This window comes from Pseudomonas sp. SG-MS2, assembly GCF_009933855.1.
In the GTDB taxonomy this organism is placed as follows: domain Bacteria; phylum Pseudomonadota; class Gammaproteobacteria; order Pseudomonadales; family Pseudomonadaceae; genus Aquipseudomonas; species Aquipseudomonas putida_E.
Genome location: NZ_MOMO01000232.1, coordinates 25,756 through 40,561 on the forward strand (window position 1 = coordinate 25,756; position 14,806 = coordinate 40,561).

Below are 14,806 nucleotides of genomic sequence, written 5' to 3' on the forward strand. Positions count from 1 at the left end.
GTATGGGTACAACCTTATATTGCATGGGTAGCAATTTCGTGTGGATCCCGCAGCTCGTCGAGGATGACCAACCCCGGTATCTGGCACTGGTCGACGCTATAGGCAACGCCATCGAGAGCGGCGTGCTCAAGGTCGGTGACCGCCTGCCGCCGCAACGGCGCCTGGCCTGGAAACTGGGCCTGAACCCCAGCACCACCCAACAGGCCTACCGTGAAGCCGCCGCTCGCCACCTGGTGGCGGGTGAAGTGGGCCGCGGTACCTATGTGCTGGCGGGGAGCAAGGAAGCGACCTTGTTTCGCCTCAAACACTGCGAAGGGCAAACGCCGCTGATCGACCTGTCGACCAATGTACCGGTTGCCGATCCGCACAATCATGATCTGCACGACAGCTTGCGCAGGCTGCTGGAAGGTCACGACCACGGCTTGCTCGACCATTACCTGGGCCCCGAACAGTTGCTGCTGGGGCGCATCCGCGGCGCCCACTGGCTGGGCAATCGCGGCCTGGCCCTGTCGGCTGACCAACTGTTGCTGTGCGGCGGAGCCCAGCAGGCGCTGGCCCTGGTGCTGCAGTCATTCTGCCAGGCGGGTGAGCCCGTCATGCTTGAAGCCCTGACCGCTCCGGGTATCAAGGCCGCCTGCCGGCAACTGCGTCTGCCCGTGCATGGCGTCGCACTGGACAACCAAGGCCTGCGGCCCGATGACCTGGACCGGGTAGCGCGCGCCAGCGGTGCCCGCGTGCTGGTGACCACACCCACCCTGCACAACCCCACGGGCGCCTGCATGGATGATGCTCGCCGCGAGGCAATCGCTGGGGTAGTCAAACGCCTGGGGCTGTTGGTGATCGAGGATGATGTGTATGGCGCACTCAGCGACCGGCCGCCGCTCTACCCGCTATTGGGCGATCAAGGGATCTACATCAGCAGCCTGTCCAAGACGGTGGCTGCAGGCTTGAGGTTGGGGTGGATCGTGGGCAGCGCGAAGTTGCTGTCACAGGTCGACCCGCATGCCCAGGCCAGCCACTGGCCGGTGTCGCCATTGGGCTTGCATGTCGCTTGCCAATGGATCGATGACGGTACCGCCGCCCGGCGGCTGGCCTGGCAGAAAGCAGAAATTTGCGAACGCTGGCGCCTGGCACGCAGGCTGCTGGCTGGTGGGCTGCACAACACAGGCCAGCCTTCACCGCACGCGTGGCTGGGCACGCCGCAGGGGGCTGAGGCGGTGGTAACGCAATGTCGGGAGCAAGGTGTGGAAGTCGTCCCGGCGAGTGTCTTCGCCATTGGCGCAAGTGAGGTGCAGGCCGTGCGCATCAGCCTGTCGGCGGCAGGCAGCCGGGCTGAACTGAAACGCGGCCTGGAGGTAATACGGCAGGTACTGTCTGCTCAATGAACCCAGGGTGACGAAAGCAGCCTCTTCGCTACTGCCCGGTGCGAAAAGGCCGCTAACGCAGGACCATCAACCCTGCTGGCAACCTTCGCCCATGGCGCGGTACTGAATGGTGTGCACCTGGCCCTGATGGTCTTCATAGGTCATGGTCGCAGGCACCACTTCGCAGACATTGGGGATGGTCGACAGGTTGATCACCCGTTTGATGTCAAGGTTCATGGAGTAGTCGTACTGCTGGGCCACAGGCTCGGTGGAGACGGCTTTGGCCTCATCGGCAAGGGCGAACGAGGACATACCGACCAATGCAAGAATCAGTAATGGTTTCATGGATGTTTGGCCTTTAAATCAATCAAGCTGATCGATTGACTTCATATGCCGTCAATGGCGCGGAGAAGTTGTCATCAACTGCGAAGATGACACGAAGTACCGATCCCGCTTTGTCGTACTGCCAGGGGGGATACGTGAAATTCTACTCCCGGCCTGGAATAGTTGAACCCCGAACTCGGACATTCACCCTTGCAGCTTTTGCAACAATCTGCGACAAAGCGAAACGGATTGATGGCCCGAAATCATTGGGCTAGAGCTGTTTGCCAGCGGAATACCATGACGCCACTCCTCTGCACCCCACTGACCGACCTTGAGCGGCGGCTGCTAGACCACTTCTATCGCCAGCAGGGCTCGCGCATGCGTGCAGCCAGCGAGGGTGAGTTGTGGGTGGCGCGCAGCGGCGAAATCGTTGCGGGCTTGAGCTTGAGCGCTGTTGCCGGTGGCCGGTGGCTCACCGGCCTGCTGGTAGCCCCAGAGTGGCGAAACCAGGGTGTGGCCGCGCGCCTGGTCAACGCAGCACTGGCCGAAGGTCGCGGCCCAACGTGGCTGTTCTGCCACCCGGACCTCGAAGCCTTTTACCAACGTCTGGGTTTCTCCCCGGCGAGCAGGTTGCCTGAAGCGCTGGGGTCACGCCTGGCCCGCTATCAACGCAGCAAACGCCTGATGGCGATGGTGCATGGTCAGTCGTCGCTGGCGTCCAGGCCAGGGAACAGTACCTCGGTGTAACCGAACTTGGCGAAATCCTGAATCCGCGAAGGATACAGCCGCCCGATCAGGTGGTCGCATTCATGCTGTACCACGCGTGCATGAAACCCGTCGGCAACCCGGTTGACCGGATTGCCCTGCGGGTCGATGCCCTCATAGCTGATGTGCTTGTAGCGAGGCACCACCCCGCGCAGGCCAGGCACAGACAAGCAGCCTTCCCACCCCTCCTCGATCTCGGTGGACAGCGGAGTGATCACCGGGTTGAGGAGAATGGTCTGTGGCACCGCCTCGGCATCGGGGTAACGCTCACTGCGCTCGAAACCGAAAATGACCAGTTGCAGGTCGATGCCGACCTGCGGTGCGGCCAGCCCCACGCCGCCGACATGGCGCATGGTTTCGAACATGTCGTCGATCAACTGCTGCAGTTCGGCGCTGCCGATCAGGTGTTCTGGCACCGGGGCTGCGACGCGCAGCAAGCGCTCGTCGCCCATCTTCAGGATGTCACGGATCATCGCGGGTTCGGCTCGGTAGGCTGGGGCTCGACGGGATGTTCATGGCCGAGCACGGTCAGGGTTTCCTTGGCTTTATCGCCCTCGAAATCCTTTTCGCCAGGGTCTTTGCCCTCAGCGGACATATGTTCGATCACAGCGTTCATCTCCGCGCCCAGCAACAATACGGCGGCAGAAATGTAGAAATACAACAGCAATACAATGATCGCACCGATACTGCCATACATGGCGTTGTAGTCGGCGAAAGTCTTCACATAGTAAGCGAATGCCAGCGAAGCGATGATCCAGACCACCACCGCCAGCACTGAGCCTGGAGTGATGAAGCGAAACTTCTGTTTCACGTCGGGCATCACGTAGTAGATCACCGCCACCGCCACCATCATCAGGATGATGATCGCCGGCCACCGCAAGATCGTCCACACCGTGACGATCACTTCCTGCATGCCGATCTGAGCCGCGATCCACTCCATCACCTGAGGCCCCAGCACCATCAACGCTGCCGCCGCCAGCAGCATACCGGCAATGCCGACGGTATAGACAATCGACAATGGTATGCGCTTCCACACCGGGCGCCCTTCGGGCACGTCATAGGCGGCATTCATGGCACTCATCATCAGCCGTACGCCTGCAGAGGCGGTCCACAACGCGATGACGATACCCACCGACAGCAGGCCACCTTTGGACTGCTGCAACTGATCGATGACGGGGTTGACCTGTTCCAACGCCTGGGGCGGCAATACCAGCTCCGATTGCATGCGCAGCCACGAGAAGAAATCCGGCAGGTGCAGAAAACCGATCAGTGCGATCAGGAACAGCAGGAACGGGAACAACGAAAACAGCATCTGGTAAGCAAGCGCAGAGGCGTAGGTGGACATCTCGTCGTCAAGGAATTCCTTGACGGTGCGCACCAGGATGCGGTGAAGGGGCAGGCCACCCAGGTCGGGAAAAATCATAGCGTCTCCTTTCGCCGCTTGATCAGTACATCAGGGAAGTCTAATAGACCACGCGACTGGTGTGCTGCTCCCTGCTGGACTTGAAGAAAAATTCGCCGTCTTGATCAACAGCCCCATCCCCGTCTGCTGGCGACGGGGCTGTAGTCATACCGTGATCAAGGCTTTTTCACAGCATCCTTGACGTCGCCCTTGACCTGCTGCCCTTCGCCCTTGATTTCCTGGGCCTTGCCTTCTGCGCGCAGCTTGTCATTGTCGGTGACTTTGCCAACACCTTGCTTGATGTTGCCCACTGCTTCGTTGGCCATACCTTTGACTTTGTCTTTAGTGCCGCTCATGGCAAATCTCCTGCAAATGGAGACACGTGATCCGTGTCGACAAAAGGTGGACCCAGCGGCCAGTTCAGGAGTTTCAAACATTTTTGCAATCTCAAGCCGAGCGGTAAATCTGCGGGCGAATACCGCACTGAATCGGCTACCTATGTCTGCGCAATGCCGGCCTGCTGCCCTAGAATCGCGGGCAAACGGCAGCCCTATAGAGGTTGCATGCTTATAAAAACAACAGCTTACGGAACCCTGCACCCATGCGTTTGATGCCCCTGCTGGCAGCCTTGCTGCCGCTGCTGCCCCTGCCCGCGATCGCTGGCGCACCGGCCACCGAAACCCTGCGGGTCGACCGCTACACCGACGACGGCCAGCCAGGCACCCTGCGCTGGGCGATCGAAACCAGCAACCAGAAGCCCGGCCACTACCGCATCGACATCGCCGCAGTCGGCCAAGCGCCATTTGTCATCCGGCCGACCCGCGCCCTGCCTGAAATCAAAGGCCCGGTGCAGATCACCGGCCTGCCTTGGGCGCGCGACGGCCAATACGTCGCCATCGACGGCGCCGGCTATATCAAGGACCAGGGAGTACGCACCTGCCCCGGCGCCCTGCCCGGCCAGTTCGGCACCAACGTGCGCACCACGACCAACCCCGGGCTGGTGCTGCGCGACACCCAGGGCGTGCACCTCAGTGGCCTGGAAGTACGCAACTTCTGCATCGGCATCCTGGTCAACCGCGCTAGCCACAACGTCATCGAAGACAACCGCATCGTCGCCAACAAGGGCGGTGCCGGTATCATGCTGACCGGCGATGACGGTGCCGGTAACCCCACGGCCACCACCACGGTCAACAACAAGGTGCTGCGCAACCAGCTGATCGACAATGGCGATGGCCTGGAGCTGACCCGCGGCGCGGCGTTCAACCTGGTGGCCGACAACCTGTTCCGTTCGACTGCAGCCAACCCGGAGCCGTCCCAGGGCATCGAGATTCTGCTGGGCAACGACAACAGCGTGGTACGCAACCGCTTCGAGAACTACTCCGACGGCCTGCAGATCAACTGGGGCAAGCGCAACTACCTGGGCGCCAATACCTTCAGCGGCAACTCGATCGGCGTCAGCGTCACCGGCCAAGGCAATATCCTCGACGGCAACCTGATCCACGGCAACCGCATCGGCGTGGCGCTGCGCCCGGAGCCGGAGGTCACCACCACGCGCCTGACCGGTAACCGGATCTGGGGCAACAGCCTGGATATCCGCCGCTGCGAAGCTGGCGGCTCTTGCGTACCGGATCAGCGCACGGGCGCCATCGTTTTTGGCGTGCCAGCCCAGGCCCATGCACTGTACGTAGGCTCTCGCGGGGTCGGTGCCGACCTGCCGAAAAAGGACCAGGCCGTGATCTGCGATGCCAAGGGCCAGCCCAAGCCCTGCCAGCCGCTGCCCAACCATAACCAGCAGGCACCACGGCTGTTGGCCCTGAACGACAATGTGCTGCGCGGCGAAGTGCAGGGGCCGGCATCGAGCCTGCTGCGGGTCGAGCTGTTCGGCAATGCCCAGGCACAAAGCACTGAGGCTGAGCAGTACCTGGGGGACGTGCTGGTAAACAGCGATGCCAAGGGGCAGGCGCAGTTTGCCCAGCGGCTGGAGAATGCCGATGGGCTGCGCAGCTTTACCGCCACCGTGACCACGGCCGATGGCGCGACCTCCGAGTTGAGCCAGCCACTTCGCCGCTAGGGTAGCTGGCCCCATCGCCGGCACGCCGACGACGGGGCCATCAAACCTTGCTCCGCTACCCGCCACCCCTCACAATGCAGCCCTTCATAGCGTCACACCGCAGGAACCTGCATGAAACTCGACAAACCCGCCGCCATCGCCCGGCGCAACGAAGCATTGGCCAAGCCGGTGCTCACCAGTGCCAACACGCTGTTCGCCATCCTCGACCCCAAACGCAACCTGTGGTGGTTCGAAGTACCGGTGGCGCTGCTGCGCAAGGGCCAGCCCGACTGGGTCAACCTGCTGCTGCACACCCCTGAAAGCGACGAACTGCAGCACCTGAAGGTCCCGACCAACTTCCTCAAGGCGCATCAGGAACAGATGGAAGTACGCAATGCCGGCAAGCGCCGCTCGACCATCAGCCTGGCGCTGAGCGCCGACCGTGATTCGCTGCTGCGCGACACCCGCCCGGGCGGTGAGCAGCTCGACTTCAGCACATTCGTGCAGGCCTGACCTCAGGCCCGCTCGATGCGATCGTCATGGATGACGATCCGGCCCTGTTTGAACAACGCGCCGATGGCCTTCTTGAAGTTGCCCTTGCTGACGTTGAACATGCGGCTGATCACCTCTGGGTCGCTCTTGTCGCACACCGGCAACACGCCCCCTTCGGCCTCCAGGCGCTGCATGATCTGCTCATGCAAGCCGTCCGCCAGCGCCTGGCCAACCGGTTGCAGGCTCAACGCGATCTTGCCGTCATGGCGCACTTCCTTGATGAAACCCTTCTCATGCATGCCCGAACGCATGAACTTGAAGATTTCATTCTTGTGGATCAGGCCCCAATGACGGTTGTTGATGATGGCCTTGAAACCCATCGGTGTCTCGCCCGCCACCAGCAGTTCGACCGGCTGACCGACCTGGTAATCGGCCGGGGTGCGGTCCAGATAGCGGTCCAGGCGTGAAGTGGCGGTGATGCGCCGGGTGCGCTTGTCGAGGTAGACATGCACCACGCAGTAGTCGCCGATCTTCAGCGGCCGCGCCTCTTCCGAGTACGGCATCAGCAGGTCCTTGGACAGGCCCCAGTCGAGGAAGATGCCCGCACCGTTGATGTCCTTGACCTTGAGGCTGGCGAATTCGCCAACCTGCACCTTGGGCTTCTCGGTGGTGGCGATCAGCTGGTCTTCGCTGTCCAGGTAGAGGAACACGTTGAGCCAGTCATCGACCTCGGTTTCGGCGTTCTTCGGGATGTAGCGCCCGGGCAGCAGGATCTCGCCGTCGGGGCCGCCGTCCAGGTAGAGGCCGAAGTCCACGTGTTTCACGATTTGCAAACTGTTGTAACGCCCAAGCAGAGCCATTTCCGATGTTCCTCAAGACAAGACGGCTATTCTACACCTGAAGCCAGCGCGCCGCCCGACCGCTGATTCGGCGGAACCGTCGTGGAGTACTCGCGTCTACCGTGTGGCCAGCCATCTGCAAGGGATCAGCACATGTTTCTACGCCTGTCCAAAGCCCTTATCATCGCCACGGCATTTGCGCTGGCACTGGTGGCCTGCAGCCGTATAGACCTGGCCTACCGCAACCTCGACCGGCTGGTCCCGTGGTCGCTGGACGACTACCTTGCCATGAACCGTGACCAGAGGTCGTTGCTCGACGAACGGCTCAAGCAGCACCTGGCCTGGCATTGCACGACCGAACTGCCCGGGTACCTCGACTGGCTCGACCGCGTACGCAGCATGGTCGCCGAGGGGCAAGTGACCGACCAGGCGCTGCAACAGCGCATGAACGAAGCCCGGCAGGCGATCGGTCGCGTTGCAGAAGCCATCACCCCGTCGGCCGCCGAGCTGCTGCGCGGCATGAGCGATGCCCAGGTCGCGCAGCTGGGCGAAGCTTTGCGTGAAGACATCAGTGAACGGCAAGAGAAATACGTCGATACACCCCTGCCCAAACAGGTCGCCCGCCGCGCCGAGCGCATGGAAAAACGCCTGACACCCTGGTTCGGCGAACTCACCGCAGCACAACGCCAGCGCGTACAAACCTGGGCACAGGCGCTGGGCGACCAGAACCGCCAGTGGATCGCCAACCGTGCGCACTGGCAACAACAGCTGATGATGGCCATGAACCAGCGCAGCGACGAAAGCTTCGAACCGCGCCTGGCGCAATTGCTGCAGCGCAAGGAAAGCCTGTGGACTGCGCAATACCGCGCTGCCTTCGAGAACAGCGAGCAACAGACACGCAGCCTGTTGATCGACCTGCTGCAACAGAGCAGCCCGGCCCAGCGGCAGTATCTTCAGGGGCGGCTGGCCAAGGTGCGTACCGACTTCAGTGAGCTCAAGTGCCTTAAGGGATAGGCAGGTCAATCGATGTCCGCCCGATAACCCGCCTCAGCGCCCTTTGCGCCGATACGGGAACACATCGATCACCTTGCCTTCGCGGATAGATGCCTGCAGCCCCTTCCAGTAATCCGCGTCATACAGCTCCCCATGCAACCTGCTGAATAAACGCCGCTGGCCCATATCGGCAAACAGAAACGGCGGGAACTCCTCCGGGAATACATCGTGCGGCCCGATCGAATACCACGGCTCCCCCGACATCTCGTCCTCCGGGTAGCGCGGCGGTGGGATATGGCGGAAATTCACCTCGGTCAGGTAGCTGATCTCGTCATAGTCGTAGAACACCACACGACCATGGCGGGTAACCCCGAAGTTCTTCAGCAGCATGTCGCCTGGAAAGATGTTCGCTGCGGCCAACTGCTTGATGGCCAGGCCATAATCCTCCAGCGCTTCGAGCACCTGGCCTTCGCTGGCCTGCTCCAGGTACAGATTGAGCGGGATCATGCGCCGTTCGGTCCAGCAATGGCGGACCAGCACCGTATCGCCTTCCACAGCTACGGTGGACGGCGCCACCTCCAGCAGCTCGGCCAGGCACTCAGGCTCGAACTTGGCCCGGGGGAAACGAAAGTCGGCGAACTCCTGGGTATCGGCCATTCGCCCAACCCGGTCGACACTCTTCACCAGGCGATACTTGTCGATCACCGTGGCACGGTCGACCGTCTTGGACGGCGAAAAGCGGTCCTTGATGATCTTGAATACGGTATTGAAGCCCGGCAGGGTGAACACACTCATGACCATGCCGCGCACACCGGGCGCCATGATGAAACGGTCGTCGGTACTGGCCAAGTGGTTGATCAGCGCGCGATAGAACTCCGACTTGCCGTGCTTGTAGAAGCCGATCGAAGTGTACAACTCGGCAATGTGCTTGCCTGGCAGTATGCGCTTGAGGAAATTGACGAACTCGGCCGGCACCGGCACGTCGACCATGAAATACGAACGGGTGAAGGAGAAGATGATCGAGACCTCGGCCTCATCGGTGATCAGCGCATCCGCCTCGATGCCATGGCCTTCGCGGTGCAGCAGCGGGATCACCAGGGGCCACTGCTCATCGCTGTTGTACAGCCGGCCCACCAGGTAAGCACCCTTGTTGCGGTACAGCACCGGCACGAACAACTCCACGGCCAGGGCCGGGTCCTTGCACACCCAGTCAGGCAGGCAGTCGCGCAGTTGCTCTTCAAGGCGTGACAGGTCGTGCTCAAGGTCACCATAGGCGAATGCATAGTCGCAGAAGATAGCCCGCAACAGGCCCTTGAGGCTGCCATCGGGCGTATAAGTGCGGGTCTGTGCAGCACGCTCATGGTTGCGAATCGAGGGCCGGGTGGTGTGGATGAACATGCAGCCGTCGTTGATCTGATCATGGCTGAACAGGCTGCAGAACAAGGAGTTGTACCAGGTCTCCGACAGCTCATCGTCCAGCCGCGGGTCGATCAGGCGTATATAGGCACTTTTCACCAAGGGCCACTGTTCGACCTCCAGCAGCACTTCCTCATCGAACCCGTCACGCAGCCAGCCGTTGACCTCACCGACCTTCTGCTCATAGAGGTTGATCCGCGCCGCCGCTGCCCGCTGGATGTCCTGCCAGCGCGCCTGCTCGAAGCGCTCGCGGGCGCCCAGGGTGATGCGGCGAAAGTGTTCGCGGTAGTCGTCGAAGCCATCGAGGATCATCCGGGCGATTTCGCCGGCCGGCCAGTGCTGGGTCATGCAGGACACCTCGGTGCGGGGTGAGATAGACAGCTTAGTCGCCCGCGCAACTTTGCGGAGCCTCGACCGGCTTACACCGCAAGAAAGGACAAGAACCGCCCGTGCGCCATCGCGTACACTCGCGCCCTGCCCTGTACCCGGAGACCACCGTGAGCCCCATCGCCCTGACCCGCCTGCTGACCCTTGCCGCCGTCTGGGGGGCGAGCTTTCTGTTCATGCGCATCATCGCCCCCGAGCTGGGCACCGTGCCTACCGCCTTCTTTCGCGTGTCCATCGCCTGCCTCGGCCTGGTCGCCATACTCGCCGCAGCCCGCGTACGCTGGAACTTCGAGGGCAAACTCGGCGCTTGCCTGGTCCTGGGCATGATCAACTCAGGCATCCCCGCCACCTTCTATTCGGTGGCAGCCCAGGTACTGCCGGCGGGGTATTCGGCGATTTTCAACGCCACCACGCCACTGATGGGGGTGCTGATCGGCGCACTGTTCTTCCGCGAGGCCATGACCCTGCCCAAATTGTGCGGCATCTTCCTTGGCCTGTTCGGTGTCGGCATTCTCAGTGGCGCAGGCCCGGTGGCACTGGACATGGCACTGCTGCAAGGCGCCCTGGCCTGCTTGGCGGCAACCACCTGCTATGGCTTCGCAGGCTTTCTGGCGCGGCGCTGGATCAGCGGCCTGGACAGCCGCCTCTCGGCGCTGGGCAGCATGCTCGGCGCCACGCTGATGATGACGCCACTGTTCGCCTGGAGTGCGCTGACCCAGCCGCCTGCCAGCTGGGGCGGCTGGCAGGTGTGGCTGTCGCTGCTGGGCCTGGGCCTTGTGTGCACGGCCTTCGCCTATATCCTGTACTTCCGCCTGCTGGCCGAGATTGGCCCGGTCAAAGCCAGTACCGTGACCTTCTTGATTCCGGTCTTCGGTGTGCTGTGGGGCGCGTGGTTGCTGGACGAATCGCTGTCGATGGGCCACCTGTATGGCGGCCTGCTGATCGCTGCCGCGCTGTGGCTTGTGCTCAAGCCCGCGCGCCGCGCTCAGGCCTGATACAGCACTCTGTAGGAGCCGGCTTGCCGGCGATGAATCCAACACCGTTTCACCAGTAAAACCACACACTTTGACGTTACCCCTAATGCCCGGCAATTACGCACGAAGCCAAATTCATGCGCGCTTGCTGGGCATTTTTGTGCCACATAGAAAACTACGTTTCATATATAAAACAAAGCAAGACGACTCATAACTTCGCAAACTCTTAATAACTAAGCACTTTCATATTTAATTCTGGAAATTACCCACCTGGCATTGTTCATGCACTAAACGGCGTATCACCTATAAAACAGACCAGAGACCGCGCCCATGGCTGTGAAAGAGATGTACGCAATCGCCCCGCAATGGCATGAACCGCAGCGCAACGAAGACCCGGCCCCCACGGAAATCGAATTCCGTCATGTCGGCAAGGCCTTCCCCGCCAAGGGCAAGACGGATGCCCCATTCGCCATCCGAGGCGTGAACTTCCAGATCCGTCGCGGCGAAGTGGTGTCGATCATCGGTCCTTCCGGCTGTGGCAAAAGCACCATCCTCAACATGGGCTCAGGCCTGTACCGGCCCACGGAAGGCGAAGTGCTGGTCGGCGGTGAAGCCGTCAACGGCCCGGTCCCCAAAGTTGCCTTCATGCTGCAGAAAGACCTGCTGATGCCATGGCGCAGCATCCGCCGCAACGTCGAGCTCGGCCTGGAAATCCAGGGAATGCCTGCCAGCCAGCGCAAGGTCATCGCCGAGGATCTGCTCAAGCGCTGCCACCTGCAAGGCTTCGCCGACCACTACCCGTTCCAGCTGTCAGGTGGCATGCGCCAGCGCGCTGCGCTCGCCCGCACCCTGGCGATCGACCCGCAGGTGCTGTTTCTCGACGAACCGTTCTCGGCCCTTGATGCGCAAACCAAGATGATCCTGCAACAGGACCTGGCGCAGATGCTGTTCGAGGAAAAGAAGACCGCCTTGTTCATCACCCACGACCTGGTCGAGGCCATTGCGCTGTCCGACCGCCTGCTGGTGATGAGCGCCCGCCCTGGCACGATCATCGAAGAAATCGAGATCGACCTGCCCTATCGCAACAACCCGCTGGAACGCCGAAAGCTGCCGGAAATCGGCCCGCTGGCCGGCCGCCTGATGGATCTGCTGAAGGTCGGCGAAGACCTCGACCTGCACTGACCGACGCCCCACTCACCACTCGGGAGTTAGCATGTTCACCACACACCTCAAGCGCATGGCTCATACCGCCCTGGCAACCCTGGCCCTGAGCCTGGCAGCCCATGCCCAGGCCGAGCCGATCAAGGTCACCTACCTGCTGCCTGCTCCACCCAGCCTGCCAGCGTTCGCGCCCTGGATCATCGCCAAGGAAAAAGGCTACTACCAGGCCCAGGACATGGACCTGACCTTCATCGCCGCCAAAGGCGGAGTCGACGTGGCCAAGCAGATCGGCGCGGGCAACGCCCTGGTTGGCGGCGCCATCGGTGACACGCCGATCATCGTGCGCCCCAACGGCATCCCGGTACGTGCAGTGGCGGTGCTCGGTGGCGGCGGGGTCACCATGATCGCTACCAACGCCAGCGAAAACATCCACTCGGTCAGCCAGCTCAAGGGCAAGACCCTGACAGTGATGTCCTACTCCGACACCACCTACTACGCCCTGCTCGCTTCGCTGCGCAAGGCTGGCCTGAGCAAGGACGATGTGGATATCCAGGCAGCCGGCCCCTCGGGCGTGTGGCAACTGTTCTCGGCCAGCAAGGCCCAGGCCATGGCCGGGGTGCCGGACTGGGTGGTCAACGCCGAAGACGCCGGGCTCAAGTACGCGCTGATCCCGCGCGAGCAGGTATTTGAAAGCATGGCCCAGGCGATCCTCGCTTCAGACGACGCCATCGAACATCACCCGCAGATCGTCCGCGGTGTGGTTCAGGCCACCCTGCGCGGCCTGCAGGACATCATCGATGACCCCAAGGCGGCCGCCGCCACCTTCGCCCGTGCAGTCCCGGCTTACGCCGGCAAAGAGGCCTCGCTGGAAAAGACCCTGCGCCTGTACGTGGAATACGTCTACGCCGGCCAGCCGGTACTCGGCCGCATCGACCCTGAGCGCCTGGACACCGTGCGCAAGTTCTACGTCAGCGAGGGCATCGTCAACCGCGAACCCAAGCTCGACGAGCTCTACAGCAACCAGTTCATCGAAACCCGTACCGCGGCCCAGTGACGGCCCGGCAATGACAAGGTAAGCACCCGATGAGAAATATCAATCCTTCTGTGGCCGGCAGCATCGCCCTGCTGGTCTTGTTCCTGGCGCTCTGGCAATGGGGCCCGGGACTGGTCGGCATGCCCGAGTTCGTCATGCCGCAACTGAGCCGGGTGGCTCAGGAAAGCGTGCTGATGTGGCACTCCGGCGGCCTGCTGGAACATACCCTGATCACTGCCTTCGAAATCATCGTCGGCTTCGCCCTTGGTGCTCTGCTGGGGGTGGCCATCGGCGTCTCGCTGGGGCTGTCGCCCTCGGCCGAAGCGATGCTTTCGCCTTACATCCTGGCGCTGCAGATCGCACCCAAGGTGGCCTTCGCCCCGCTGTTCGTGATGTGGCTGGGCTACACCATCTACCCGAAGATCCTCATCGCCATCCTGATCGTGTTCTTCCCGGTGATGATCAACGTGCTCTCGGCCATCCGCACCGTCGACCCGGACATGATCAACCTGGTGCGCACCATGAATGCCAGCCGCTGGCAGATCTTCCGCCTGGTGGAGTTCCCTTCGGCCATGGCCGCGCTGTTTTCCGGCCTGCGCATCGCCTCGACCCTGGCCGTCATCGGCGTCACCGTCGGCGAGCTGGTGGGCGGTAACCAGGGCCTGGGTTTTCTGCTGGTGGATGCCGAAGGCCAGGGCAACACCGCGGGCGTGTTCGTCGCCATCGTCATGCTCACGCTGATCGGCGTGCTCGCCTACGGCGCCGTGGTGTGGGCCGAAAAGCGCGTCCTGCACTACCTCCCCAAAGCCATGCTGAGTAGCCAATGATGAGCAGCTTCCACAACCTTCTCCAGGGCCGCCGCGTGCTGGTCACCGGTGGTGCCCGCGGGCTGGGCTATGCCTTTGCCCAGGCCATTGCCCAGGCCGGCGCCCGGGTGGTCATCGCCGATGTGCTCGCCGGGCGCGTGCAGCAGGCTGCCTGTGAGCTGAGCGGTATGGGCCTGGATGTCAGCGGCGTCAGCCTGGACCTTGCCAGCCCCGAGTCCATCGAGGCCTGCATCGAGCGCACGGTCAAGCGCCTGGGCGGCCTGGACGGCCTGGTCAACAACGCCTCGATCACCAACTCCGGCGGCAAGAGCTGCGAGGAACTGGACATCGAGACCTGGGACCAGGTCATGCAGGTGAATGTGCGCGGCACCTGGCTGATGACCCGCGCCGCCCTACCCGCATTGCGCGAAAGCGGCCGTGGTGCGGTCATCAACCTGGCCTCCGACACCCCGCTGTGGGGGGCGCCGAACCTGCTGGCCTATGTCGCCAGCAAAGGCGCGGTGATCGCCATGACCCGCAGCCTGGCCCGCGAGCTGGGCAACGCCAACATCACCGTCAACGCCATCGCCCCCGGCCTGGTGCTGGTCGAAGCCACCGCCTATGTGCCCGAGGCCCGCCACCGGCTGTACACCGAACAACGGGCCATCCAGCGCCCGCAACTGCCCGACGACGTCAGTGGCGCGGTGCTGTTCGCCCTGTCCGACCTGTCGCGCTTCATCACTGGACAAACCCTGCCGGTCAACGGCGGGTTCGTCATGCCCTGAGCAAAGGAGACCTCC

Annotated in this window: 16 protein-coding genes; 10 read left to right on the top strand and 6 right to left on the bottom strand. The window is 62.4% G+C overall.

Annotation, left to right across the window (positions count from 1 at the left end; all coding sequences use genetic code 11):
- Nucleotides 1-23 precede the first annotated feature (23 nt).
- Nucleotides 24-1,385: a PLP-dependent aminotransferase family protein gene (locus tag BLX42_RS20525; protein WP_161872504.1), complete on the top strand. Its 1,362-nt coding sequence runs from the start codon at nt 24-26 to the stop codon at nt 1,383-1,385.
- A gap of 66 nt (nt 1,386-1,451) precedes the next feature.
- Here the strand turns inward: BLX42_RS20525 and BLX42_RS20530 are convergent, their stop codons facing one another.
- Nucleotides 1,452-1,709: a DUF2790 domain-containing protein gene (locus BLX42_RS20530; protein WP_046788041.1), complete on the bottom strand. Its 258-nt coding sequence runs from the start codon at nt 1,707-1,709 to the stop codon at nt 1,452-1,454.
- 276 nt (nt 1,710-1,985) lie between these two features.
- Between BLX42_RS20530 and BLX42_RS20535 the strand changes: the two genes are divergently transcribed.
- A complete protein-coding gene (locus BLX42_RS20535) occupies nt 1,986-2,435 on the top strand; it encodes a GNAT family N-acetyltransferase (RefSeq protein WP_125924540.1) in 450 nt (149 codons plus the stop codon).
- Here the strand turns inward: BLX42_RS20535 and def are convergent.
- The 3 genes from def to BLX42_RS20550 all read right to left on the bottom strand — a co-directional run bounded on the left by def (nt 2,390) and on the right by BLX42_RS20550 (nt 4,211).
- Entirely contained in the window at nt 2,390-2,926 is a 537-nt protein-coding gene (gene def / locus BLX42_RS20540) for a peptide deformylase (protein ID WP_012315683.1), read from the bottom strand. The two genes, BLX42_RS20535 and def, sit on opposite strands and share 46 nt — an antisense overlap.
- Nucleotides 2,923-3,876 carry a YihY/virulence factor BrkB family protein gene (locus BLX42_RS20545; protein WP_161872498.1) on the bottom strand — a complete coding sequence of 318 codons (954 nt, stop codon included), beginning with the start codon at nt 3,874-3,876 and terminating at the stop codon, nt 2,923-2,925. The genes def and BLX42_RS20545 overlap by 4 nt, the downstream gene beginning before the upstream one ends.
- Before the next feature lie 155 nt (nt 3,877-4,031).
- The gene (locus BLX42_RS20550) at nt 4,032-4,211 is read right to left on the bottom strand and encodes a CsbD family protein (RefSeq protein ID WP_046788039.1); all 180 of its coding nucleotides are present in this window, start codon (nt 4,209-4,211) and stop codon (nt 4,032-4,034) included.
- A 245-nt stretch (nt 4,212-4,456) separates the two neighbouring features.
- Between BLX42_RS20550 and BLX42_RS20555 the strand changes: the two genes are divergently transcribed.
- Together BLX42_RS20555 and BLX42_RS20560 are read left to right on the top strand one after the other, a co-directional pair.
- Complete coding sequence (locus BLX42_RS20555; RefSeq protein WP_161872499.1) at nt 4,457-5,926, top strand: nitrous oxide reductase family maturation protein NosD; 1,470 nt, start codon at nt 4,457-4,459, stop codon at nt 5,924-5,926.
- Nucleotides 5,927-6,037: 111 nt separating this feature from the next.
- Complete coding sequence (locus tag BLX42_RS20560; protein ID WP_012315687.1) at nt 6,038-6,418, top strand: hypothetical protein; 381 nt, start codon at nt 6,038-6,040, stop codon at nt 6,416-6,418.
- A 2-nt stretch (nt 6,419-6,420) separates the two neighbouring features.
- Here BLX42_RS20560 and BLX42_RS20565 read toward each other — a convergent pair whose 3' ends face one another.
- The gene (locus BLX42_RS20565) at nt 6,421-7,257 is read right to left on the bottom strand and encodes a S1 RNA-binding domain-containing protein (RefSeq protein ID WP_012315688.1); all 837 of its coding nucleotides are present in this window, start codon (nt 7,255-7,257) and stop codon (nt 6,421-6,423) included.
- A gap of 132 nt (nt 7,258-7,389) precedes the next feature.
- Here BLX42_RS20565 and BLX42_RS20570 point away from each other — a divergent pair, with 132 nt between their 5' ends.
- The gene (locus BLX42_RS20570) at nt 7,390-8,250 is read left to right on the top strand and encodes a DUF6279 family lipoprotein (protein ID WP_161872500.1); all 861 of its coding nucleotides are present in this window, start codon (nt 7,390-7,392) and stop codon (nt 8,248-8,250) included.
- 33 nt (nt 8,251-8,283) lie between these two features.
- Here BLX42_RS20570 and aceK read toward each other — a convergent pair whose 3' ends face one another.
- Nucleotides 8,284-9,993, bottom strand: a complete 1,710-nt coding sequence (gene aceK / locus BLX42_RS20575) for a bifunctional isocitrate dehydrogenase kinase/phosphatase (RefSeq protein ID WP_161872501.1) — start codon at nt 9,991-9,993, stop codon at nt 8,284-8,286.
- Nucleotides 9,994-10,142: 149 nt separating this feature from the next.
- Here aceK and BLX42_RS20580 point away from each other — a divergent pair, with 149 nt between their 5' ends.
- The 5 genes from BLX42_RS20580 to BLX42_RS20600 all read left to right on the top strand — a co-directional run bounded on the left by BLX42_RS20580 (nt 10,143) and on the right by BLX42_RS20600 (nt 14,791).
- Entirely contained in the window at nt 10,143-11,027 is an 885-nt protein-coding gene (locus BLX42_RS20580) for a DMT family transporter (protein ID WP_161872505.1), read from the top strand.
- A gap of 324 nt (nt 11,028-11,351) precedes the next feature.
- Nucleotides 11,352-12,188 (top strand): ABC transporter ATP-binding protein, encoded by an 837-nt coding sequence (locus BLX42_RS20585; protein ID WP_168216566.1) that lies wholly within the window; start codon nt 11,352-11,354, stop codon nt 12,186-12,188.
- A 55-nt stretch (nt 12,189-12,243) separates the two neighbouring features.
- Nucleotides 12,244-13,221, top strand: coding sequence for an ABC transporter substrate-binding protein (locus BLX42_RS20590; RefSeq protein WP_256345795.1), 978 nt, complete (start codon nt 12,244-12,246; stop codon nt 13,219-13,221).
- A gap of 29 nt (nt 13,222-13,250) precedes the next feature.
- Entirely contained in the window at nt 13,251-14,027 is a 777-nt protein-coding gene (locus BLX42_RS20595) for an ABC transporter permease (protein WP_115274114.1), read from the top strand.
- Nucleotides 14,027-14,791 carry an SDR family oxidoreductase gene (locus BLX42_RS20600; RefSeq protein ID WP_371316844.1) on the top strand — a complete coding sequence of 255 codons (765 nt, stop codon included), beginning with the start codon at nt 14,027-14,029 and terminating at the stop codon, nt 14,789-14,791. The genes BLX42_RS20595 and BLX42_RS20600 overlap by 1 nt, the downstream gene beginning before the upstream one ends.
- Nucleotides 14,792-14,806: the final 15 nt, after the last annotated feature.

Excerpts from the sequence above, each read along its gene's own strand:
- BLX42_RS20570 (WP_161872500.1), top strand. The coding sequence starts at position 7,390 with ATGTTTCTACGCCTGTCCAAAGCCCTTATCATCGCCACGGCATTTGCG.
- BLX42_RS20525 (WP_161872504.1), top strand. The coding sequence starts at position 24 with ATGGGTAGCAATTTCGTGTGGATCCCGCAGCTCGTCGAGGATGACCAA.
- BLX42_RS20600 (WP_371316844.1), top strand. The coding sequence starts at position 14,027 with ATGAGCAGCTTCCACAACCTTCTCCAGGGCCGCCGCGTGCTGGTCACC.
- aceK (WP_161872501.1), bottom strand. The coding sequence starts at position 9,993 with ATGACCCAGCACTGGCCGGCCGGCGAAATCGCCCGGATGATCCTCGAT.
- BLX42_RS20545 (WP_161872498.1), bottom strand. The coding sequence starts at position 3,876 with ATGATTTTTCCCGACCTGGGTGGCCTGCCCCTTCACCGCATCCTGGTG.
- BLX42_RS20535 (WP_125924540.1), top strand. The coding sequence starts at position 1,986 with ATGACGCCACTCCTCTGCACCCCACTGACCGACCTTGAGCGGCGGCTG.
- BLX42_RS20585 (WP_168216566.1), top strand. The coding sequence starts at position 11,352 with ATGTACGCAATCGCCCCGCAATGGCATGAACCGCAGCGCAACGAAGAC.
- BLX42_RS20555 (WP_161872499.1), top strand. The coding sequence starts at position 4,457 with ATGCGTTTGATGCCCCTGCTGGCAGCCTTGCTGCCGCTGCTGCCCCTG.
- def (WP_012315683.1), bottom strand. The coding sequence starts at position 2,926 with ATGATCCGTGACATCCTGAAGATGGGCGACGAGCGCTTGCTGCGCGTC.
- BLX42_RS20590 (WP_256345795.1), top strand. The coding sequence starts at position 12,244 with ATGGCTCATACCGCCCTGGCAACCCTGGCCCTGAGCCTGGCAGCCCAT.
- BLX42_RS20595 (WP_115274114.1), top strand. The coding sequence starts at position 13,251 with ATGAGAAATATCAATCCTTCTGTGGCCGGCAGCATCGCCCTGCTGGTC.
- BLX42_RS20530 (WP_046788041.1), bottom strand. The coding sequence starts at position 1,709 with ATGAAACCATTACTGATTCTTGCATTGGTCGGTATGTCCTCGTTCGCC.
- BLX42_RS20560 (WP_012315687.1), top strand. The coding sequence starts at position 6,038 with ATGAAACTCGACAAACCCGCCGCCATCGCCCGGCGCAACGAAGCATTG.
- BLX42_RS20550 (WP_046788039.1), bottom strand. The coding sequence starts at position 4,211 with ATGAGCGGCACTAAAGACAAAGTCAAAGGTATGGCCAACGAAGCAGTG.
- BLX42_RS20565 (WP_012315688.1), bottom strand. The coding sequence starts at position 7,257 with ATGGCTCTGCTTGGGCGTTACAACAGTTTGCAAATCGTGAAACACGTG.